General features: G+C 67.0%; 15 protein-coding genes. 9 read left to right on the forward strand and 6 right to left on the reverse strand.

Annotation, left to right across the window (positions count from 1 at the left end):
• Positions 1-185 precede the first annotated feature (185 nt).
• The 4 genes from ABTV68_RS02235 (at position 186) to dcd (ending at position 3,878) form a co-directional block, all read left to right on the forward strand.
• A complete protein-coding gene (locus ABTV68_RS02235; protein WP_433675991.1) occupies positions 186-962 on the forward strand; it encodes an alpha/beta fold hydrolase in 777 nt (258 codons plus the stop codon).
• A gap of 507 nt (positions 963-1,469) precedes the next feature.
• Positions 1,470-1,817 carry an ArsR/SmtB family transcription factor gene (locus ABTV68_RS02240; protein ID WP_231090922.1) on the forward strand — a complete coding sequence of 116 codons (348 nt, stop codon included), beginning with the start codon at positions 1,470-1,472 and terminating at the stop codon, positions 1,815-1,817.
• A gap of 1 nt (position 1,818) precedes the next feature.
• Positions 1,819-2,796: an SRPBCC family protein gene (locus tag ABTV68_RS02245; RefSeq protein ID WP_433675992.1), complete on the forward strand. Its 978-nt coding sequence runs from the start codon at positions 1,819-1,821 to the stop codon at positions 2,794-2,796.
• A gap of 476 nt (positions 2,797-3,272) precedes the next feature.
• A complete protein-coding gene (gene dcd, locus ABTV68_RS02250) occupies positions 3,273-3,878 on the forward strand; it encodes a dCTP deaminase (protein WP_433675993.1) in 606 nt (201 codons plus the stop codon).
• A 78-nt stretch (positions 3,879-3,956) separates the two neighbouring features.
• Here dcd and ABTV68_RS02255 read toward each other — a convergent pair whose 3' ends face one another.
• Genes ABTV68_RS02255 through ABTV68_RS02270 form a run of 4 tightly spaced genes read right to left on the reverse strand, consistent with a single transcriptional unit; the run spans position 3,957 to position 6,232 of the window.
• A complete protein-coding gene (locus ABTV68_RS02255; protein WP_433677672.1) occupies positions 3,957-4,721 on the reverse strand; it encodes an ABC transporter permease in 765 nt (254 codons plus the stop codon).
• On the reverse strand, positions 4,721-5,506 hold the full coding sequence (locus ABTV68_RS02260) for an ABC transporter ATP-binding protein (RefSeq protein WP_433675994.1): 786 nt from the start codon (positions 5,504-5,506) through the stop codon (positions 4,721-4,723). The genes ABTV68_RS02255 and ABTV68_RS02260 overlap by 1 nt, the downstream gene beginning before the upstream one ends.
• The gene (locus ABTV68_RS02265; RefSeq protein ID WP_433675995.1) at positions 5,503-5,874 is read right to left on the reverse strand and encodes a DUF1048 domain-containing protein; all 372 of its coding nucleotides are present in this window, start codon (positions 5,872-5,874) and stop codon (positions 5,503-5,505) included. The genes ABTV68_RS02260 and ABTV68_RS02265 overlap by 4 nt, the downstream gene beginning before the upstream one ends.
• Before the next feature lies 1 nt (position 5,875).
• Positions 5,876-6,232 carry a PadR family transcriptional regulator gene (locus tag ABTV68_RS02270; protein WP_433675996.1) on the reverse strand — a complete coding sequence of 119 codons (357 nt, stop codon included), beginning with the start codon at positions 6,230-6,232 and terminating at the stop codon, positions 5,876-5,878.
• A gap of 111 nt (positions 6,233-6,343) precedes the next feature.
• Here ABTV68_RS02270 and ABTV68_RS02275 point away from each other — a divergent pair, with 111 nt between their 5' ends.
• Positions 6,344-7,600, forward strand: coding sequence for an alpha/beta fold hydrolase (locus tag ABTV68_RS02275; protein ID WP_433675997.1), 1,257 nt, complete (start codon positions 6,344-6,346; stop codon positions 7,598-7,600).
• A 131-nt stretch (positions 7,601-7,731) separates the two neighbouring features.
• Positions 7,732-9,033, forward strand: a complete 1,302-nt coding sequence (locus ABTV68_RS02280) for an alpha-hydroxy-acid oxidizing protein (protein ID WP_433675998.1) — start codon at positions 7,732-7,734, stop codon at positions 9,031-9,033.
• A gap of 161 nt (positions 9,034-9,194) precedes the next feature.
• On the opposite strand, the gene ABTV68_RS02285 is transcribed toward ABTV68_RS02280, so the two are convergent.
• Together ABTV68_RS02285 and ABTV68_RS02290 are read right to left on the reverse strand one after the other, a co-directional pair.
• On the reverse strand, positions 9,195-10,595 hold the full coding sequence (locus tag ABTV68_RS02285; RefSeq protein WP_433675999.1) for an MFS transporter: 1,401 nt from the start codon (positions 10,593-10,595) through the stop codon (positions 9,195-9,197).
• A 90-nt stretch (positions 10,596-10,685) separates the two neighbouring features.
• The gene (locus tag ABTV68_RS02290) at positions 10,686-11,978 is read right to left on the reverse strand and encodes a glycoside hydrolase 5 family protein (RefSeq protein WP_433676000.1); all 1,293 of its coding nucleotides are present in this window, start codon (positions 11,976-11,978) and stop codon (positions 10,686-10,688) included.
• A 247-nt stretch (positions 11,979-12,225) separates the two neighbouring features.
• Here ABTV68_RS02290 and ABTV68_RS02295 point away from each other — a divergent pair, with 247 nt between their 5' ends.
• From ABTV68_RS02295 to ABTV68_RS02305, 3 genes are all read left to right on the forward strand, one after another.
• On the forward strand, positions 12,226-13,611 hold the full coding sequence (locus ABTV68_RS02295) for a glycine--tRNA ligase (protein ID WP_433676001.1): 1,386 nt from the start codon (positions 12,226-12,228) through the stop codon (positions 13,609-13,611).
• 339 nt (positions 13,612-13,950) lie between these two features.
• Positions 13,951-21,456 carry a DUF7507 domain-containing protein gene (locus ABTV68_RS02300; RefSeq protein ID WP_433676002.1) on the forward strand — a complete coding sequence of 2,502 codons (7,506 nt, stop codon included), beginning with the start codon at positions 13,951-13,953 and terminating at the stop codon, positions 21,454-21,456.
• Positions 21,457-21,599: 143 nt separating this feature from the next.
• Entirely contained in the window at positions 21,600-22,079 is a 480-nt protein-coding gene (locus ABTV68_RS02305; RefSeq protein WP_433676003.1) for an S-ribosylhomocysteine lyase, read from the forward strand.
• Positions 22,080-22,132: the final 53 nt, after the last annotated feature.

Raw genomic sequence — 22,132 nt, forward strand, 5'->3', positions numbered from 1 at the left:
TGGCTTGAAGCTGGCTTCATGAGTATCGTTTCAGTTCGACGGAGGATCGTCAAGCCCGCTTCGAGCCCGCTTTGCTGCGATCTCGCCATGCTGGTGCGATGCAGCCTCGGCGGCGCGAGAGAGCTGCCCGAGTTCCGACGGCACGATCAGGTTCCAATGTCCGGCCCTCGTGGTTGTATGTCGGCATGAGCATCGCAACGTCGGCTGACGGCACCGCCATCGAGTTCTCGGCGACCGGAGACGGCCGCACCGTCGTGATCGTGAACGGTGCGCTGTCGCGGGCGGTTGATGCCGCGCCTCTCGCTCAGGCGCTGGTCGATGCTGGCTTCCGCGCGGTCACGTGGGATCGTCGTGCTCGCGGTGGGAGCCGGGATCGCCCGGGCTCCACGCCCGACGACGAGGTCGCCGATCTGGCAGCAGTGATTGAGGCGGCGGGCGGAGTGGATGCCGTTCTCGGCCACTCCTCCGGCGCAGTGCTTGCGCTCTATGCCGCGTCCCAGGGCGTCCCGACCGGAGCGCTCTTTCTCTCCGAACCCCCGATCGACTTCGAGGGTTCCGGTATGCAGACGCCCGAGCTTGCCGATCGACTGCAGTCATTCGTCGACGACGGACGCCCCAGCGACGCGATCGAGACGTTCCAGCTTGAAGCCGTCGGGCTGCCTCGCGAGATGGTCGAGGCCGGTCGCACGAACGGCATGCTTGACGCGCTCGCGCCGCTGGCGCAGTCCACCGTGTACGACACGCGTCTGGTGTACCGGATGCGCCAGCCGGGCATCGAGCTGTTGGACGTGAAGCGCCCCGTCACCGTGCTGCGCGGGGAGCAGACCTTCCCGTTCTTGGTCGCCGCGTCGGACTGGGCCGCGGCGCATATCCCGGGGGCAGAGCTCGTCGTCGTGCCCGAATCGGTTATGCACCGGCCCGACCCGACCGCGACGGCCCGACTGATCTCCGTGCGGCTCTGACGTCTGGCGCGGCATACGGGTCGGGTGTGCCCCGGTTGCGGAGCCCTCACCCGCGGTGCGGCTACGCCGGTGTTGGTGCTCTCGGGCTGTTGAACGAGAGCGCCGTCTCGGCGGCACGCGCTCAGCGACCATGAGGCAGGACGATGCGCGCTCAGGAGTCCGCGGGCATGGGGCGTTCGCTAGACGAACCGACCACGTCTGTGCATGGTGAGCTCCGCCCACCTGTCGCCGTGGCCTTTCGTCTCCTTTCGCTCGCTGAGCAGCCGGGGTGGGGAGGCTTCAGCGCGCCATGGCGCAGCGCCCCCGTCTCCGACTGAGGAGCGCCGACGACGAGATGTAAGGGCCTGCGCGACGCACACCATGCGCGGTGGCCTCGGTCGCGCTGCGCTCGACAGGAACCGAGTCGGTGCTTCCCGTCCGCAGATGGTTGCTGGCGATCGCGTTCAGATCGCACCAGTTCGGGAAATCCCTTGACACCCCACCTCGCATGCCATAACGTACAACCAAATGGTTGCACAACGAGAACTCAGCGAAGCGGAGGTGGACCGTGTCTTCCACGCACTGGCCACGTCGACGCGGCGCGACATCCTGCGCCGGACCATCGAGGGGGAACAGTCCGTCACCGCCCTCGCGTCCCGGTATGAGATGTCGTTCGCGGCGGTCCAGAAGCACGTGGCAGTGCTCGAGGCGGCCGAACTCATCATCAAGCGCGCCGAAGGACGCGAGCGGCTGGTCCGCGCGAATCCCGAGATGATCGCGCGCGCCCGGGCGCTTCTCGCCCAGTACGAAGAGCTCTGGCGATCCCGTATCGCCCGACTCGATGCCCTACTTGCAGAACCTCACGAAGGAGAATGACATGCCCGTCACCGACGTCATCACCGATGCCGACAACCTCACCATGACGGTGATCGCCGATCTGGCCGCACCTGTCGAGCGCGTCTGGAACGCCTACACGGATCCCGAGCAGCTGAACCGCTTCTGGGGTCCTCCCGGATGGCCGGCGACGTTCGCCGAGTGGAACCCGGTGGTGGGCGGCCGCGCGCGGTACACGATGAACGGTCCGCGCGGCGAGAAGTCGTCTGGCTCGTGGGAGTTCCTCGCGATCGACGCCCCGCACCGCTTCGAGGTGATCGATGCGTTCGCCGATGAGGACGGCAACCCGCTCGAGGGGTTCCCGTCGATGCGGATGACCTTCACCTTCGAGGCCACCGATGACGGTACGCGCATGGTGAACACCAGCTACTTCGACTCCGCCGAGGCGCTGGAGCAGATCGTGGCGATGGGCGCCGTCGAGGGCACGCGCATGGCGATGGCTCAGCTCGACGCTGTACTGCAGGACCTGCGCGAGTTCGCACAGGGCAAGGGGACGGTCGTCGAGCTGCTCGACGACACGCACGTCCGCATCACGCGTCTAGTGGAGGGCCCGCGCGACCTCGTCTGGCGCGCCTACAACGACGCCGATCTGGTCAAGAAGTGGATGCTCGGACCGGACGGCTGGGAGATGACGGAGTGCGTCATCGGTACCGAGCCGGGCGCGACGTATCGCAACTCCTGGGCGCCCGTCGGAGACACCGAGGGCGAGCCGTTCGGCTTCGAGGGTGAGGTGCTTCTGATCGACCCGCCCCGGCGCTCGGTCAGCACGGAGCGGATGCAGGGGATGCCCGTCGAGACCCTCAATGACCTCAACCTCTATGAAGAGGACGGCGCCACGCTCATCACGCTCCTCATCGAGTACCCGGACAAGGACACTCGCGACATGATCCTTGCCACGGGTATGGCCGACGGCATGGAGGCGTCGTACCAGCGCCTCGAGCGCGAGGTGCTCAGCGCCTGACGCGCATCAGCAGCCCGCGGATCACTGGTCCGCGGGCTGCTGCGAGCCCGGGCCGCGGACGCGCGGTCGGGGCCGCGGGCGGTTGCGTGCCGTGTCGCGAATCCATGAGCGTGTGCCGGATTCATGAGGGATTCACCGGATGCCTCATGCGTTGGGCGCATGTTCCTGCCTTCGCCGCAGACGGGGTGGTCGACCTGTGCGGCAGACGTGGGATGGGTTGTCGTGAATCCATGAGCGTGGGCCGGATTCATGACGGATTCGCCGGATGCGTCATCCGTTGGACGATTGTTCCTGCGTTCGCACCGCATCGCGCGGGTCCTCGCGCTCGGGCTGAGGCCGGGCCGTGCGTCGAGCCGGCGGCAGGCCGTCCGATGACGGGCGCCGGGAGGATCTCACGGCGCGCAGATGCAGCCTCACGTGGTCCCGAAAGCCACATCTGCGCACGCCGAACGGGATGAGGGCCGTAGGCTGTGGACGTGCTGCTTTCGGATCGCGATATCAAGGCCGGACTCGCTGACGGGCGCATCGCCCTCGATCCCTTCGACCCGGCGATGGTCCAGCCCTCCAGCGTGGATGTGCGTCTCGACCGCTACTTCCGGCTCTTCGACAATCACAAGTACCCGTTCATTGATCCGTCGCAGGATCAGCCCGAGCTCACGCGGCTCATCGAGGTGGACCCGGACGAGCCGTTCATCCTGCACCCCGGGGAGTTCGTGCTCGGCTCGACGTACGAGCAGATCACGCTGCCTGACAACATCGCGGCTCGCCTGGAGGGCAAGTCGTCGCTCGGTCGTCTCGGACTGCTCACGCACTCCACCGCCGGCTTCATCGACCCCGGCTTCTCCGGGCACGTGACACTGGAGCTCTCCAACGTCGCGACGCTGCCCATCAAGCTCTGGCCGGGGATGAAGATCGGTCAGGTCTGCTACTTCCGCCTGACGTCGCCCGCGGAGAACCCGTACGGCTCGGGGCCCTACGGCAACCGGTACCAGGGTCAGCGTGGTCCGACGGCATCGCGGTCGTTCCAGAACTTCCACCGCACCGACGTGTCCGCGACCGACGCGGGATCTCCGGGGGAATAACCCTTCCCGAAGCGCCACGAACCGCCTCCGGGGCACCGAGGTGCCGGAGGCGGTTCGTGGCGCTTCGCGAAGCAATGCTCACCGGATGCGCTTCCGATAGACGGCGATGGCGAATCCGTACGCCACCAGGAGCAGGCCCACCAGCCAGGCGAGTGCCACCCAGATCGCTGATCCGACCGGCTCTCCGGCGAACAGCGCGCGGATCGTGTTCACGATCGACGTCACCGGCTGGTACTCGGCGAACCAGGCGACCGGGCCGGGCATCGTCGAGGTGGGAACGAACGCGGAGCTGATGAAGGGCAGGAAGATCAGCGGGTAGCTGAAGGCACTGGCGCCGTCGACCGTCTTCGCGGAGAGGCCGGCGATCACGGCCAGCCAGGTGAGCGACAGCGTGAACAGCACCAGGATGCCGATCACCGCGAGCCAGGCGCCAACCGATGCGCCGGTGCGGAAACCGAGCGCGAACGCCACGCCCACCACGATCGCGACCGACACCAGGTTGGCGACGAGCGAGGTGAGAACGTGCGCCCACAGCACGCTGGAGCGGGCGATCGGCATGGACTGGAATCGCTCGACGATGCCGCCCTGCAGATCCAGGAACAGCCGGTACGAGGTGTACGCGATGCCCGAGGCGATCGTGATGAGCAGGATGCCCGGGAGCATGTAGTCGATGTACGACCCCGATGCGCCCGTGTCGATCGCGCCGCCGAGCACGAACACGAACAGCAGCATCAGGGCGATGGGCGTCACCGCGGTCGTAATGATGGTGTCGGGACTGCGCAGGATGTGGCGGAGTGACCGCCCGGTGAGAACGGCGGTGTCGCCGAGAACGTGACTGGCCATCACGCGACCTCCTTCTTATACGTGTCGGTGCCGGCCCGCGGGCCGACGAGAGCGAGGAAGACTTCCTCGAGGGTGGGCTGCTTCTCGACGTATTCGACCTTCGCCTGCGGGAGCAGGCCCTTGAGCTGGGCGAGAGTGCCGTTCTGGATGATCGTCCCCTCGTGGAGGATGGCGATCCGATCCGCCAGCTGCTCGGCCTCATCGAGGTACTGTGTGGTCAGCAGCACCGTGGTGCCGTGCTCGGCGAGCTCCTTCACCGTGTCCCACACTTCGATCCGCGCCTGCGGGTCGAGACCCGTGGTCGGCTCGTCGAGGAAGATCACCGGCGGGTTGCCGATGAGACTCATCGCGATGTCGAGGCGGCGGCGCATGCCGCCGGAATAGGTGCCGGCACGACGTGAGCCGGCGTCGGTGAGTGAGAACCGTGCGAGCAGGTCGTCGGCGATCGCCCCCGGGTCGGGCAGGTGGCGCAGCTTCGCCACGAGCACCAGGTTCTCCCGACCCGTGAGCACCTCGTCGACGGCGGCGAACTGCCCCGTGAGGCTGATCGACTCGCGGATGTCGTCGGGAGCGGAGGCCACATCAAAGCCCTGGATGGTGGCGGACCCGCCGTCTGCCGTGAGCAGCGTCGAGAGGATCCGCACCAGGGTGGTCTTGCCGGCACCGTTCGAGCCGAGCAGCGCGAAGATGCTGCCGCGCTCCACCTCGAAGTCGACTCCGCGCAGCACGCGCAGGTCACCGAACGACTTGGTGATGCCGTGGACGCTGATGGCTGGGGTGGTCATGAGCGAGATTCCATTCCTGCTGCCTCGTCGATGGCGCGGGTGAAGCGGGCGCGCTCCTTGTCGATCCACTCGCGGCCGGCGTATGCGCGGGCGAACGTCTCGGCGAAATCGACCGGGTCGTCGCCGACGATGGCGCGCACCGGGGTGCCGTCCGCCGATGCGGTCTCCCACAGGTCGGCGAGGTCGGTGAACATGCGGGTCATGGTGTCGCCGTCGGTGACGCCGCTCGCATACATGAGGTAGCGGTGCATCGCCGTGGCGGCGGTGGCGTAGGGCTGGGGGAGGCCCTCGATGCGGGCCTTGTCGGTGCGGTACTGCTTCTTCTGTTCGAGCGATCCGGTGATCACTTCGATCCACTTCGCGGCCATGTCAGGCTCCTTCAATGCTTGTGTTGTTGCGGGTGTCGGTGTGGCGGAGCTGTTCGATGTGTTCTGCGAGGAAGCTCCAGGTCCCCCAGAATTCGGCGAGCTGATCTCGCCCCTGCGCGTTCAGCGAGAAGACCTTGCGCGGCGGGCCCTTCTCCGACGGGACCTTTTCGACGTCGACCAGGCCGCGCTGCTCGATGCGCACCAGCAGGGCGTACACGGTGCCTTCGGCGATATCGGTGAAGCCGCCGTCGCGCAGTCTCGTCGTGATCTCGTACCCGTAAGCGGATCCGTCGGCCAGGATCGCCAGCACGATCCCCTCGAGAGTGCCCTTGAGCATCTCGGTCATCTGACTTGCCATGGTGATCGCCTCCTCTACTCAGTGTTGTTGACTACCGGTACAAAGTAACACTGAGTACCGGTACTTAGCAACACCGAATAGCAACTTTTTTGTGAGGCGCCCAGCCCTACGATGGGAGCCGTGACCACCACCACTCGCCGCATGCTGGATCTCACCGTCGACGACCACGTCATCACCGTTCCGCTGGTGTGGGGTGATGACTCGGATACGCGCACCATCGACGTGCATGCCGCCGTCGTGACACGTGAGGGCGGCGAGAATCTGCCGTACCTCACGTTCCTGCAGGGCGGTCCGGGAAACGAAGCGCCGTCGCCGTTCCGCGCGCCGCTGGCGCCGGGGTGGCTGGACGCGGCTCTCCAGGAGTACCGCGTGGTGCTGCTCGACCAGCGCGGCACCGGCAAATCCACGCCCGTGAGCGACGCGATCCTCGACTCCGGCATCGACGTCGCCGAGTACCTCACGCACCTGCGTGCCGACGCGATCGTCCGCGACGCCGAGGCGATGCGCGAGCATCTCGGTGCACGCACCTGGAACACCCTCGGGCAGTCCTTCGGCGGCTTCACCACGCTCGCGTACCTGACGACGGATGCCGCCTCCCTCGACGACATGTACATCACCGGTGGACTCAGCGCGGTGGGTCGTCACCCCGATGACGTCTACGGCCTCTGCTACGACAAGATGCGCGTGATGACGGAGCGGTATTACCGACGCTTCCCGGAACACCGCGACGCGATGCGCCGTCTCGTGGACCTCGCCGATGCGGGGCGGATCGTGCTGCCGGGCGGCGAAGTGGTCTCGGTGTCGCGACTGCGATCGATCGGCTCGGCGCTGGGAGACGACAACGGATGGCAGCGGCTGTGGGGAGTGCTCGACGCCGACCCGGCCACCAACGCCTTCCGCTACGACCTCGCCGCGCTCATGCCGTTCGGTGGTCGTAACCCGCTGTACTACGTGTTCCACGAATCCAGCTACGCCGACGGCTTCGCGACGAACTGGTCGGCCGAGCGCACCGAGCCGCAGGACTATCGCGACGACGTGACGCTGTTCACCGGCGAGCACGTGCGCCGCGACTGGACCCGTACCGTCCCCGCTTTCCAGCCGTGGGCGGACGTCGTCGACACCCTCGCCGCGCACGAGTGGCCGAAGCTCTACGATGCGGAAGCGATCGCCGCGTCCGGTGCCACGGGTGCCGCCTCCATCTACGTCAACGACGTCTACGTGCCGGTGGAGTTCTCCCTGGAGACGGCGGCGTTGATCCCCGGCGTGCACCAGTACCTCACCAGCGCGAACGAGCACTCCGGCCTCCGCACCGGCTCCGCCGTGCTCCCGCACCTCATCGATCTCGCTCGTGGTCGGGTGATTCGCTGACTCCGATCCCGCGTCAGCGAGCCGACCTGGCGTGATGACCTGCGTGGCGGAGCTGCCACTCCCGGTTGCGAAGCGCACGTCGTCTCGCTTCGCTCGCTCAGGAACCGGACGGTGGATCTAGGCTGACCTTCATGAGCAGTGCAGCTCCCGGCGGCTTCGGCCGCGAGACCCAGTCGTCCGTGTATCGTGCCGGAATCAGCGGGACCAAGCCCGCTGTTCCGACGATGTCCGATGCTCTTGAAGAGCGGGCTCGTCGAACGATGTCGACCGAGGCGTTCGCGTACATCGCCGGGGGTGCCGGGGGCGAGTCCACCGTTGCTGCGAATCGTGCCGCCTTCGACGACTGGCAGATCTGGCCGAGGCCGCTGCGCGACGTTTCACAGCGAGATCTTTCGACGGACTTCTTCGGTCGTGTCCGTCGCACACCGTTCCTTCTCGCGCCGCTGGGGGTGATGGAGCTCGCGCACGCTGATGCCGATCGCGCGGTCGCGCACGCCGCAGCGGCACTCGGTGTGCCGTATGTGCTCAGCAGTCAGGCGTCGTTCTCGATGGAGGTGGTCGCTGCTGCGGCGCCGCAGGGGGAGCGGTGGTTCCAGCTCTACTGGTCTGCGTCCGATGCTCTCAACGAATCACTGCTGCGCCGGGCCGGCGAGAGCGGCTGCACGGCGATCGTCATCACCGTCGACACGCACATCCTGGGATGGCGCACACGCGATCTCGACCTCGCGTACCTGCCGTTCACCCGCGGACTGGGGCTGGCGCAGTACACCTCCGATCCGGTCTTCCGCGCCATCGTGGAGGAACGCGCGCGCGAGCCGCGTGAGGAGGGACCATCAGTTCGCGTCACTCCGCAGGCCGTGGCCGCTGGGCTCAGTATCGCGCGAACCGGGCGTGCGATCACCGGCACCGGCCTGCGCGACAGTCTCCGCTCCCCGCTGCCGCGTCTGGCCATCGAGACCTTCCTCGACGTGTTCTCCACCCCCACGCTCACGTGGGACGATCTTGCGCGAGCGCGCTCCTGGACGCACCTCCCGATCATCGTGAAGGGCATCGTGCATCCCGGCGATGCCGAGGCGGCGCTTGCAGCCGGAGCCGACGGGATCTGGATCTCGAACCACGGTGGTCGCCAGATCGACCGCTCCGTGCCGACGCTCGCGGTGCTGCCTGAGATCGCCGAGCGGGTCGGAACGCGTGCTCCGATCATCTTCGATTCGGGCATCCGCGGGGGCGCCGACGCCGCCGTCGCGCTCGCTCTCGGGGCGACATCCGTGGCGATCGGACGTCCCTACGCGTACGGTCTCGGCATCGCGGGTGAGCGAGGCGTGCACGAGGTCATTCGCAACCACATCGCCGAACTCGACATCACCCTCGGCCTCGCCGGCCACACTGCGGTGCGTGAACTGTCTCCGGATTCGCTCCGCCGCGTTCGCTGACACTGCCGCGAGGGACGCGACGCCGTCGCGGCAGCGCGCAGGCGTGTCGCGAACGGAAAGCATTGTCGCGAATTGAGGACCGATTTGGTGTCGGAGACCGCTCTCCGTGTAAATCTCCTCTGTTCGTGCGCGGCGATGTCGCGACGCTTGAGCTCGGCCCCTTACTCCGGAAGCGCGGGGTGTGCCTCCTGATGACCGCGACGCGGGATGCACAGCGCCAGCACCAGCGCGATCACCGCAGCCCCCGCGCCCAGGGCGAACGAGATGCGGAACGCCTCCGGACTCGGAACCACACCCTCGCCGAACGGAACGGTGTCCGCGGCCAGCACCGCGGCGACCACCGCGGCGGCAACGCTCGTGCCCAGGGACCGGAACAGCGAGTTCAGCCCGTTCGATGCGCCCGTCTCACTGGCCGGAACGGAGCGCATGATGAGCATCGGCATCGCGGCGTAGCCGAAGCCGATGCCGAAGCCGATCAGGATGTTCGCGACCAGGATCTGCCAGATCTCGGTGCTCCACAGCAGCGTGAACACGTACGCCGCGATGATCGACGCGGATCCCAGCACCAGGAGAAGCTGCGGTCCGACGGCCCGCGACAGCCGCCCCGACAGTGGTGACAGGATCATCATCACGATGCCCGACGGCATCACGATGAGACTGGCCGACAACAGCGACAGCCCGAATCCGGAGCCCGACTCGACGGGCAACTCCAGCATCTGCGGATAGACCACGTTCGAGGCGAACAGGCCGAAGCCCAGCGCGATCGACGCCAGGTTGGTGAGCAGCACCGGTCGTCGCGCGGCCACGCGCAGATCGAGCAGCGGGTCGGTGGTGCGCAGCTCGTACCAGCCCCAGATCAGCAGCACGATCACGCCGCCGATGCCGGAAGCGAGGGTCGGCAGCGACACCCACCCCCACGATGCGCCGCGTGACACCGCGAGCAGGATGCCGAGAAGACCGACCGCGAGCCCCACGGCGCCCAGCAGATCGAACCGCCCGCCGGAGCGCAGCACGCTGACGGGGATGATCCACAGCACCAGAAGGAACACGATGGCACCCAGCGCACCGGCGATCCAGAACAGCAGATGCCAGTCGGCGTTCATCGTGATGAGCGCACTCACCGGCAGCCCGATCGCGCCGCCGACGCCGAGGGTCGCGGAGATCAGCGCGATCGAGGAATCGATGCGATCCTCATGCAGCACATCACGCAGCACCGAGATGCCCAGCGGGATCACGCCGGTGGCGGCACCCTGCAGCACTCGCCCCACCACCATCCAGGGGAGGTTGTGGGAGAGCGCGGCGATCACCGATCCGACGATCAGAATCCCCAGCAGCACCAGGATGATGCGGCGCTTGCCATACATATCGCCGAGCCGACCCGCGATCGGGGTGATCACGGCGGCGGAGAGCAGCGTGGACGTGACGACCCACGCGGTGTCGTCGCGGCTGGCGTTCAGAAGCTCGGGAAGCGCGGCCTGAATCGGCACCACGAGCGTGAACATGAACGACGAGCACAGTCCCGCCACCGCGAGCACGGCGACCACGGCGGCAGAGTTGGGCATTCGGGTCAGATTGCGTCGTTCGTCTCGTGCCACTGATCCACCCTATGTGCCTGCGGCACACCCTCGGCCCGCCGCCGACGGATCAGCCGGTCACAGCACCACGGTGTTGTTCGACGAGTACGTGCCCACGCCGGTGGAGAGGTCGGGGTGCACCAGCTCGCTGATGCCCCGCGCCGCAAGAGTGTCAGGATCGGCCGCCGCCAGCGAGGTGACGAAGGTCGGATCCGCTCCGTCGGTGGTGGCGTCGACCCAAGCCTGGAAGATCGCGCCGCCCGGGCTCATCGCACCGCGGCTGACCGGAATCTCCTCGTCATCCACCTCGATCACGATGCCGAGCGAACGCTGCGGAACCGGGCGCCGCTCGCGCAGCTCGGGGATGATCTCCGCGAACCGGCGGCCGATCGGCTTGGCTGCGCCGCCGTTGTCGATGAGCCCCAGCGAATACTCCAGCTCCGGGTAGTCCGCGAGAGAGCGGCTGACGTCGTGCGAGCACCACCACGTGATGCCCCACAGGTTGTCCGTGCGCACGACCGATCGGACGGTCGCCTCGAGGAAATCGGGGGTCTCGGCCGGCTCCAGACAGTTCGAGGGTGCGCCGACCTCCTGCAGCCAGATCGGGCGGTGCGGGTCGGTCGCAAAGGCGCGGGACAGCTCGATCATGTACTCCGCGTGCCGGTCGGAGGCGACTGAACGGCCACCGTAGCGTTGCGCGGTGCCATTGAAGATCCAGGAGTGGACCGTCGTCATCGCGCCCAGCCGTGCCGCCTGCGTCGGCACGAATCCGTGCCCGTCCATGTACCAGGCCGCGTCGTACTCGCTGTGCACGTGCTGCTGCGCCGGCGCGGATCGTTCGGCCGCGTCGAGCAGGGTCGTGATCCACCTGCTCGCCTCTGCAGGGGTGACCGGCCACTGGTGCGGGTGCGTCTCTGCCGAGAACTGGTTGGTCTCGTTGCCCAGTGTGAAGCCGAGGAAGTTGTCCGCGTCGCCCAGCGCGGCACCGAGCCGCTCCACCAGTGCCACCTGACCGCTCAGCGCGTCGGGGTGCGTGAACATGTTCTTGTCGTGCCAGGTGAACAGCCACGACGGGATGAAATCGAAGCTGGACAGGTGTCCCTGGATGACGTCGACGCTGGCATCGAGCCCGAACTCGGCCGCCGCGTCGACGACGGCACGCACATCGGCGACCGCCTTCTCGCGGATCAGCGTGCGGTTGGGCTGGAGCACGGTCCAGAGCGGGAAGATGCGCACATGATCCAACCCCAGCTCGGCGAGACCGGCGAAGTCTCGTCGCACGTCGTCGAGATCGAGATCCAGCCACGAGTGCATCCACTCGGTGGCGGGGGTGTAGTTCGCGCCGAAGCGCAGCGGGGTGTCAAGGGGCATAGGAGGCTCCGAATCTGCGGTTCGATCGACGGGAATGCTCCGACTATAGCGATTTAGTTTTGCGTCGGGAAGAGCGAGAGAAAGACCGGACCCGAACAGCGGTCGCACTCCGTCAGGACGAGGCCTGCGCACGGGTGGACGGGCCGTCGGCCCGGGTAGACTCAGACGAGCGCGGATTCCGCGCCTCCCCCCGCGATCTCGTACTTCTCCCGCGTTCGCGCATCACAAGACGACCATTGGAGCCACCGTGGCCGAGCAGTCCCGCCTCGACAAAGTCATCGCCCTCGCCCGTCACCGCGGGTTCGTGTTCCAAGCGGGTGAGATCTACGGCGGTTCGCGTTCGGCCTGGGACTACGGCCCCCTCGGCACCGAGCTGAAGGAGAACATCCGTCGGCAGTGGTGGCAGACGTTCGTGCGCGGTCGCGGTGACATGGTGGGCCTGGACTCGTCGGTGATCCTCCCGAAGCGTGTCTGGGAGGCATCCGGTCACGTCGCCACCTTCACCGACCCGCTCGTGGAGTGCCTCAGCTGCCACAAGCGGTTCCGCGAGGACACCCTGATCGAGGACTTCGAGGCGCGCAAGGGCCGCGCACCGCAGGGTGGTCTGGCCGAGATCGCCTGCCCGAACTGCGGCACCCGCGGTCAGTGGACCGAGCCGCGCGCGTTCTCCGGTCTGGTGAAGAGCTACCTCGGAGTCGTCGACGACGAGTCGGGTCTGTACTACCTGCGTCCGGAGACCGCGCAGGGCATCTTCGTGAACTTCGCGAACGTGGTCACTGCAGCGCGCAAGAAGCCGCCGTTCGGCATCGGCCAGGTGGGCAAGGCGTTCCGCAACGAGATCACGCCCGGCAACTTCATCTTCCGCACGCGCGAGTTCGAGCAGATGGAGATCGAGTTCTTCGTGCCGCCAGCCGAGGCGGGCGAGTGGTTCCAGCACTGGGTGGATGCCTGCTGGAACTGGTTCGTCGATCTCGGCATCACGCCGGAGAACATGCGTCAGTTCGATGTTCCCGAAGAGGACCGCGCGCACTACTCGGCCGGCACCATCGACTTCGAGTACCGCTTCGGCTTCCCGGGCAAGGAGTGGGGCGAGCTGATGGGTGTGGCCAACCGCACCGACTACGACCTCTCCAGCCACACCGAGGCCTCCGGCACCAGCCTCACCTATTTCGACCAGGCCTCCGGCGAGCGGTACACGCCGTACGTCATCGAGCCCTCGTTCGGCCTCACGCGTTCGATGATGGCCTTCCTCGTCGACGCGTACGAGGAGGAAGAAGTCCCCAACGCCAAGGGCGGCACCGACACCCGCACGGTGCTGAAGCTGGACCCGCGTCTGGCTCCCGTCAAGGTGGCCGTGCTGCCGCTCAGCCGCAACGAGAAGCTCTCGCCGCTGGCTCGCCAGGTGGCCGATGAACTGCGCGGCCGCTGGGTGATCGACTTCGACGACGCCGGCGCGATCGGTCGTCGCTACCGCCGCCAGGACGAGATCGGCACGCCGTTCTGCGTCACCATCGACTTCGACTCGCTCGAGGACGACGCCGTCACCGTGCGCGATCGCGACACCATGGCGCAGGAGCGTGTGCCGCTTGCCGAGCTCAACGCGTACCTCACGGAGCGTCTGAAGGGCGCCTGACCGGGCCTCTCGCAACGCCCCCGCCGGTTGGCGGGGGCGTTGCTGTCCCCGCCAACAGACGCTTCACAGCAGTTTCCTGGCAATGACCCCACAAGTGGGGTCAATGCCTCTCTCAAGTGTCATGAAGTGCCCTCCGCCCGGTTAGCCTCGGAAGACGTGTGAGCGCTGGGTCATTACGACTGGCGTGCGGTGCTAGCAGCCCGAAGCCGGTCCGCGACTCACACGCCATTCCTGGGGAGGATGATCTAAATGCGCCTATTTTCTGCGCGCTCTCGTCGTCGAAGTGACGACATTCGAATTGCACGGGCCCAGTCCCGTCGTGGGTGGAAGGTCAGCGGCGTGCTTCTCGCAGCCGTCATGCTTCTGGCCCCGATGTTCTCCGCACCAACGGCAGCTATGGCCGCCGGTGGCACGCTGAACATGTCCATGCAGGCCGTCGACACCTCTGTGCTGTCCGGAGCCGGGGCGTCGTTCCGCGTGCTGTGGGCCTGTAATGGTGCGGGGACCTGTGACAACGCGGAGATCCGTATTCCCGTGCCCACGGCTATGCCCGGTAGTGCCGCGTACCCGGGTGGTGTGCCCCTGACAGTGACGAGTCAGAGTGCACTCACCATCGATGGCATCGCCGTCACGGGTGCCGCGACCATCACTGGCACGGCACCGAACCAGGAACTGGTCTGGAAGTTCCCGGCCGCAGTGCCCACCGGCAAATCCGGGACGATCAGTTTCACGCTGATGGCGCCGAACAAGGTGACGCCGGATGATTCGACCATCACACCCGTCGCCACGTTCACGGCGACCGGTGCCACCGCCGTCACCGGACAGGCGACGACCACCGTCGAGGCGAGCTCCTCGCTGTCCGTCATCAAGCGCAAGTTCTCCCCGACCGACGTTCCGTATGTCGACCAGCAGGTCACGTACGACATCTTCTTCGGATACGACTCGCAGATGCCCGTCAACACCAGCAGCGGCTACGCCCAGAACATGAGCGACGTCTGCAACGCGCTGGGCACGCAGGCGCTGCAGAACATCACCGTGGTCGACACACTGCCAGCCGGCGCTCAGTTCGTGAGTGCGTCCAATGGCGGCGTCTATGACGCAGCGACAGGGACCATCACCTGGAACTTCGGCTCGTCGATCGACGACACCACCTTCGCCTGCAAGCCGTATGGCGGGACCACGAACTGGACCGGTGCCGCTCTGAAGGTCACCGCGGTCTACCCCTCGGGCACCTTCTCCGCGAACCCTGACCCCGCTGCTGTCACCAACAACGTCGCCGTCAGCGCCAACGCCTGGGGGCAGCCGGACGTGGTGCTGCAGGACAGCGCCGCGACGTCGCACGCCCTTCGGGCGGGTAGCGCCGGCGCAAGCGTTGCCAAGCAGCCCGGTTACGACTGGGCCGTGGGAAATCCGCTGTACCGCGGCGTATCGACAGTGCAGAACAGCATCTACACCTTCAACGCGCGCTCGAACGACTCGCAGCCTGCGCGCTGGCAGGTGACGGACATGCTGCCGTGTGCACTGACCTCGCCGCAGGACACCTCGGACACGAGCTGTGCGACTCCGGCGTTCACGAACCTGACGTTCAGCGCGGACATGCTGTTCAATCAGCTCGACATCAACTACACCACGAACACCGGGGCCACCGGGGTGTGCACCATTCCGGCCGGCACGTCGTTGAGTGACACGACCAAGCGCTACTGCGTCGGCACCAACTCCACCACGCCGATTGCGCTGCCCGCCGGTCAGTGGATCACGAAGATCTCGCTCGACACGCAGATCCCTGCCTTCGGCGGCGGATACGTGTACATCCACGGCACGCCGTCGCAGTCGATCCCGTTCGACAACGTCAGCACAACGTATGTCAACCCGGACCTGGACGTGACGCGCTCCGACGTTCACCCTTGGTTCGTCACGGTGGAGAACTGCACGGCCCTCAACCGCATCACCTTCCAGGACGGCCGCATCTGGAACCCCACGCCGAATCCGCAGTACGCCAGTTCCAACGGCGGAAACTGCGGTTATCGGCAGGTCATGACCAACCCGTTCCAGTTGCGTCCCGCCAAGTCGATGTACGACCCGGCTATTCCGGCGGCGAGCCGTCCCGCCATTCCTGCGGTTCCCACCGGGGACACGCTTACGGTGGACCTCACAATGACTCGATCGATCTGGTCGGGCGCTCCCGCAGCGGTGATCGCGCAGTCGACGTTCACGCCGACGGTCACCGAGTACTTGCCGGCCAACCTGACGTATGTGCCGGGTTCGCTGACGATCGTGCCTCAGCAATCCAGCTCGGGCTCTGTGCCGGCGGGCAACCAGGCGTTTGTCAACGCGTTGGGTACGCCGCACATCGAGATCGAACCTGTGACCGTCGGTGGCGAGCCACGCCAGAAGATCACGGTGACGTTCCCGGACGCCAACATCACGTCTTCCGCGACGATGGGGAACATCGCACTCGTCCGGTTCCAGGTCAAGGTGAACGACGGGGTTCCGGCAGGCACCTACTCGAACACCTATCTCCTCACCGGAGCAGAAGGCGGTGCGGGTGTCCATGACACCTACCTGGTGTGCGCAACGGGAACGATGGTCGACGCCAACCTCCAGCCGACCAGCGATCGCGCTGTGGCGGTGGGCTGCCTCGGCACCTCGCAGTACACGGTGCTTCCGATTCCAGGCGTCAGCACCGACAAGCAGGTTCAGGGTGCGTATGACGACGCGCCGCTGTCGGCACCGGGTGTCGGGACGACCGACATCACGGGGTCTGCGTCCTACACCATCGACGTCTCGAACTCGGGTTCGGTCGACATCACCAACGTCGTTGCGTACGACCTGCTCCCGCGCATCGGCGATACGCTGACCCTGCCTGGCAGTACGGAGCTGCGCAACTCCGAGTTCCCGGTCCAACTCACCGGACCAGTGGTTGCTCCTGCTGGTGCCACCGTCCAGTACTCGACCGCGCTGAACCCGTGCCGCGGCGAGCTCGCGGGGAGCGGCGGCGGCGCAACAGCCAGCGCGCCTGCCGGCTGCACCAACGACTGGAGCACGACGCCCGCGGGCGGCGACTTCTCAGCCGTGACCGCGATTCGCATGGACTTCGGCAGCACGGTTTTCCCGGCTGGTCGTACCGAGTCGTTCACGCTGCCGGTGAAGGCCGTCGTCACGCCCGGTGCCGACCTGGACGGCATCGCGTGGAACAACGTGGCCGTCACCTCTCGGGAGGCGTCGTCGGGTAGCTCGACCCTGCCAACCGAACAGAGTCCGGTCGGCCTGCAGCTGCTGCCCGATTTGGTCTGGCAGAAGGTGGACGGTGCGGATGACGCACTGCTCGGTGGATCGGAGTGGACGATCGAGATCGCGGACGGTCGTGATGATGACCGCTTCCCGATGACCGTTGCGGACTGCACTGGTGCCCCGTGCGCTGGGGCGGACCAGGACCCGGTCGCCGGTCAGTTCCGTCTTGCCGGACTGCCGTGGGGTGAGTACACGCTCACCGAGACCGGCGTTCCCACCGGCTACATCGGGCTTGCCGATCCGATCGATGTGTCGCTGACGCCGGCGAACGTAGACCGCGCGACCTACGTCCTCGACCTCGGTGCGCAGGAGAACGAGAAGCTCGTTCCGGGTCTGCACGTCGTGAAGACTTCGGACCCGGCCTCGGGCACCGAGGTCGCCGCGGGCCAGGAGATCGAGTACTCCGTCGTCGCCGAGAACACCGGCAACACCCCGCTGACGAACGTGACGGTGACGGACGACCTGTCTGATGTGCTGGACAACGCCACGTTCGTGGCGGGGTCGGAGACGTCCACTGTCGGCGGCGCTCCCACGCTTGCGGGAACGACGCTGACGTGGACCGGTGACCTCGGTGTGGGTGAGTCGGTCACGCTGACCTACAAGGTCACGGTGAATGCGGACGTCCTGGCGACCGACGTTCTCAAGAACGTCGTCACCGGCACCTCGACCGAGACGCCGTCCAACTGTGTGGAGGGATCCACCGATCCCGACTGCTCGACGACGCACCCGCCGACGCCTGTGCCCGGTCTGCACGTCGTGAAGACGTCGGACCCCGCTTCGGGCTCGCAGGTCACGCCGGGTCAGGACATCACGTACTCCGTGGTGGCCACCAACACCGGTAACACCGCGCTCACGAACGTGACCGTGACGGACGACCTGTCGGACGTGCTGGACAACGCGGCGTTCATCGCCGGGTCGGAGTCGTCGACGGTCGGGGCTGTCCCGGTGGTGTCGGGGACGACCCTGACGTGGACCGGCGACCTTCCGGTCGGCGGATCCGTGACGCTGGCGTACACCGTGAAGGTCAACGCCGATGTCGTGGCGACCGACGTGCTGAAGAACGTCGTCACCGGTACGTCGACCGAGACGCCGTCGAACTGTGTCGCCGAGGCTGCGGCCGCTGCCGCGGATGCGTCGGACGGCGGGGTCGCTCGTCGCGTCATTCGCAACCTCGCGCTGGCGGCCGCGGATGACCCGAACTGCTCGACCACGCACACGCCGACGCCGACCCCGGGTCTGCGCATCGTGAAGACCTCTGATCCCGCCTCGGGAACCAAGGTCGCCGCGGGCCAGGACGTCACGTACTCCGTGGTCGCCTCGAACACCGGTAACACGGTGCTCACCGATGTGACCGTGACCGATGACCTGTCTGACGTTCTCGACAACGCCACGTTCGTGGTCGGATCGGAGAGCGCCACCCTGGGTGCCGCGCCGACGCTGTCGGGAACGACGCTGACGTGGACGGGTGATCTGCCCGTTGGTGCCTCCGTCACCATCACCTACACGGTCAAGGTCAAGGCGGACGCGGTTGACACGGACGTGCTGCGCAACGTGGTCACCGGCGGTTCGCCGGAGACGCCGTCGAACTGCATCGAGGGCACCGGGGATCCGGAGTGCACGACGGAGAACCCCGTGCTGGGTGTCCCCGGCATTCACATCGTGAAGACGTCGGACCCGGCCTCGGGTACCGAGGTGGCTGCGGGTCAGGACATCATCTACTCGGTGGTGGCTTCGAACACCGGCAACACGGTGTTGTACGGCGTGACCGTGACGGACGATCTGTCGGATGTGCTGGATAACGCGACGTTCGTCGCCGGTTCTGAGTCGTCGACGGTGGGCGCCGACCCGGTGCTGTCGGGTACGACGCTGTCGTGGACGGGTGACCTTCCGGTGGGCGGCACGGTGACGCTCTCGTACACCGTGACGGTGAACGACGATGTCGTTGCCACGGACGTGCTGCGCAACGTGGTCACGGGCGGAACGCCGGAGGTGCCGTCGAACTGTGTCGAGGGAACCAACGACCCTGACTGCTCGACGACGCACCCGCCGACGCCGACTCCGGGTCTGCACGTCGTGAAGACCGCCGACCCCGCGTCGGGCTCTCAGGTGACGCCCGGTCAGGACATCACCTACTCCGTGGTGGCCTCGAACACGGGTAACACCGTGCTGACCAACGTCACGGTGATCGACGATCTGTCTGACGTCCTGGACAACGCGACGTTCGTCGCCGGGTCGGAGTCGTCGACGGTCGGTGCTGCACCGGTCGTGTCCGGCACGACGCTGACGTGGACGGGTGATCTTCCCGTCGGCGGCACGGTGACGCTGTCGTACACGGTGACGGTGAACGCCGATGTGGTGGCGACGGACGTTCTGAAGAACGTCATCACGGCCACGTCGACCGAGACTCCGTCGAACTGTGTGGCGGAGATGCCGGAGGAGGGTCTTGCGGATGGTGAGCTCGGCCGTCGTGTCGTGCGCAACGTCGCTCAGGCCGCGTTCCTGGACCCGGACTGCTCCACCACGCACACGCCGACGCCCACTCCGGGTCTGCACATCGTGAAGACGTCGGACCCGGCCTCGGGTACCGAGGTGGCCGCGGGGCAGGACATCACGTACTCGGTGGTGGCTTCGAACACGGGTAACACGGCGCTGACCGGTGTGACCGTGACGGATGATCTGTCCGACGTGCTGGACAACGCGACCTTCGTCGCCGGTTCCGAGTCGTCGACCGTGGGTGCTGCTCCGGTGCTGTCGGGGACGACGCTGACGTGGACGGGTGACCTTCCGGTCGGTGGCACGGTGACGCTGTCGTACACGGTGACGGTGAATGCGGACGTGGTTGCCACGGACGTGCTGCGCAACGTGGTGACCGGTGGGACGCCGGAGGTGCCGTCGAACTGTGTGGAGGGATCTGACGATCCTGACTGCTCGACGACGCACCCGCCGACGCCGACCCCGGGTCTGCACATCGTGAAGTCGTCTGACCCGGCCTCGGGTACCGAGGTGGCCGCGGGGCAGGACATCACGTACTCGGTGGTGGCTTCGAACACGGGTAACACGGCGCTGACCGGTGTGACCGTGACGGATGATCTGTCCGACGTGCTGGACAACGCGACCTTCGTCGCCGGTTCCGAGTCGTCGACCGTGGGTGCTGCTCCGGTGCTGTCGGGGACGACGCTGACGTGGACGGGTGACCTTCCGGTCGGTGGCACGGTGACGCTGTCGTACACGGTGACGGTGAATGCGGACGTGGTTGCCACGGACGTGCTGCGCAACGTGGTGACCGGTGGGACGCCGGAGGTGCCGTCGAACTGTGTGGAGGGATCTGACGATCCTGACTGCTCGACGACGCACCCGCCGACGCCGACCCCGGGTCTGCACATCGTGAAGACCTCCGACCCGGCTTCGGGTACCGAGGTGGCTCCCGGCGACCAGATCACGTACTCCGTGGTCGCATCGAACACCGGCAACTCGGCGCTCACGGGCGTGACCATTACGGATGATCTGTCTGACGTGCTCGACAACGCGACGTTCGTCGCCGGTTCGGAGTCGTCGACGGTGGGTGCCGATCCGGTGCTGTCCGGAACCACGCTCACGTGGAACGGCGACCTGCCGGTCGGTGGATCCGTGACGCTGTCGTACGCCGTGACGGTGAACGACGATGTGGCGGCATCTGACGTGCTGCGCAACGTGGTCTTCGGATCCGCGCCCGGCGTGCCGTCGAACTGCGAGGAGGGATCCACGGACCCCGACTGCACGACGACGCACCCGCCGACGGTGCCCACGCCGACGCCGACACCGACGCCGACTGCGACGCCGACGCCGACTGCGACGCCGACGCCGACGCCGACTGCGACGCCGACCCCGACTGCGACGCCGACGCCGACTGCGACGCCGACGCCGACCCCGACCGCGACGCCCACCCCGACCGCGACGCCCACGGCGACGCCGACCCCGACGCCCACTGTGACGCCGGAGCCGACGCCGACCGTGACGCCCGGCACCCCGGGACTGCAGCTGGTGAAGACGTCGGACCCGAAGAGCGGATCGACGGTTGTGGCCGGACAGGACATCACCTACACGGTGAAGGTCACCAACACTGGTGATGTTGCCCTCACCGACGTGGTCGTGACGGATGATCTCGCGGACGTGCTGGACGACGCCACGCTCAAGCCGGGTTCGATCACGGCCGACTCGGGTGCACTCCCGGTTCTGACCGACACGACGCTCACCTGGACCGGTGACGTCGCGGTGGGTCAGACCGTGACTATCCGGTACTCGGTGAAGATCGACAGCCCGCTCGCGGCGAACGCGAAGATCGCGAACTACGTGTTCGGGACCGTTCCGGGCGTGGTCGTGAACTGCGAGTCGGGATCGACCGATCCGGACTGCACGACGATCCACACGCCGGGTGGGCAGCTGCCCACCACGGGTCAGCAGCTGGGTGCCGGTCCTGCCGTCGCGCTGGGTCTGCTGGGTCTTGGCGGGCTGCTGGTGGTCGCCGCGGTGCTGCGCACCCGTCGACGCACGGCTGAGCAGCGCGCTCAGCTCTGATCGAGACGATCAGGGGCGGGGAGCGGACGATGTCCGCTCCCCGCCCCTTATTCGTGCTCGGGGTGCCCCACAACGTAACCCGATGCGGCGTCCGGCCTGAGCCTCGGCTAGCGTCGAATCGACCCGCCCCGAGAAGGAGAGACATGGCTGAGATCGAGAGCTTCACCCTGGACCACACTGCAGTGAAGGCGCCGTATGTGCGCCTGATCGCTGTGGAGCGGGGACCGAAGGGCGACGCGATCTCGAACTTCGACGTCCGCTTCGTGCAGCCCAATGAAGGCGAGATCCCCACCGCCGGTCTGCACACCATCGAGCACGTCCTCGCCGGACTGCTGCGCGACCACGTCGATGGTGTCATCGACATCTCGCCGTTCGGCTGCCGCACCGGCTTCCACCTGATCGTCTGGGGCGAGCCCACTGTGGCCGAGATCGTTTCGGGCATCGCGCAGAGCCTGCACGCCATCGCCGAGACCGTCACCTGGGAGCAGGTTCCTGGTGTTTCCGCCGTGGAGTGTGGCAACTACCGCGACCACAGCCTCCACTCCGCGCGCGAGTGGTCGGCTCTCATCCTCGAGCGCGGCATCAGTGCCGACGCCTTCGAGCGCGTCGACGTCGTCCACTGACACACCCCCGCGAGGGATCGAGTCGCAAGCAGACGGCGTTCTGCGGTGCGACT

The organism is Microbacterium gorillae, assembly GCF_050990725.1.
Taxonomy (GTDB): Bacteria; Actinomycetota; Actinomycetes; order Actinomycetales; family Microbacteriaceae; genus Microbacterium; species Microbacterium gorillae_A.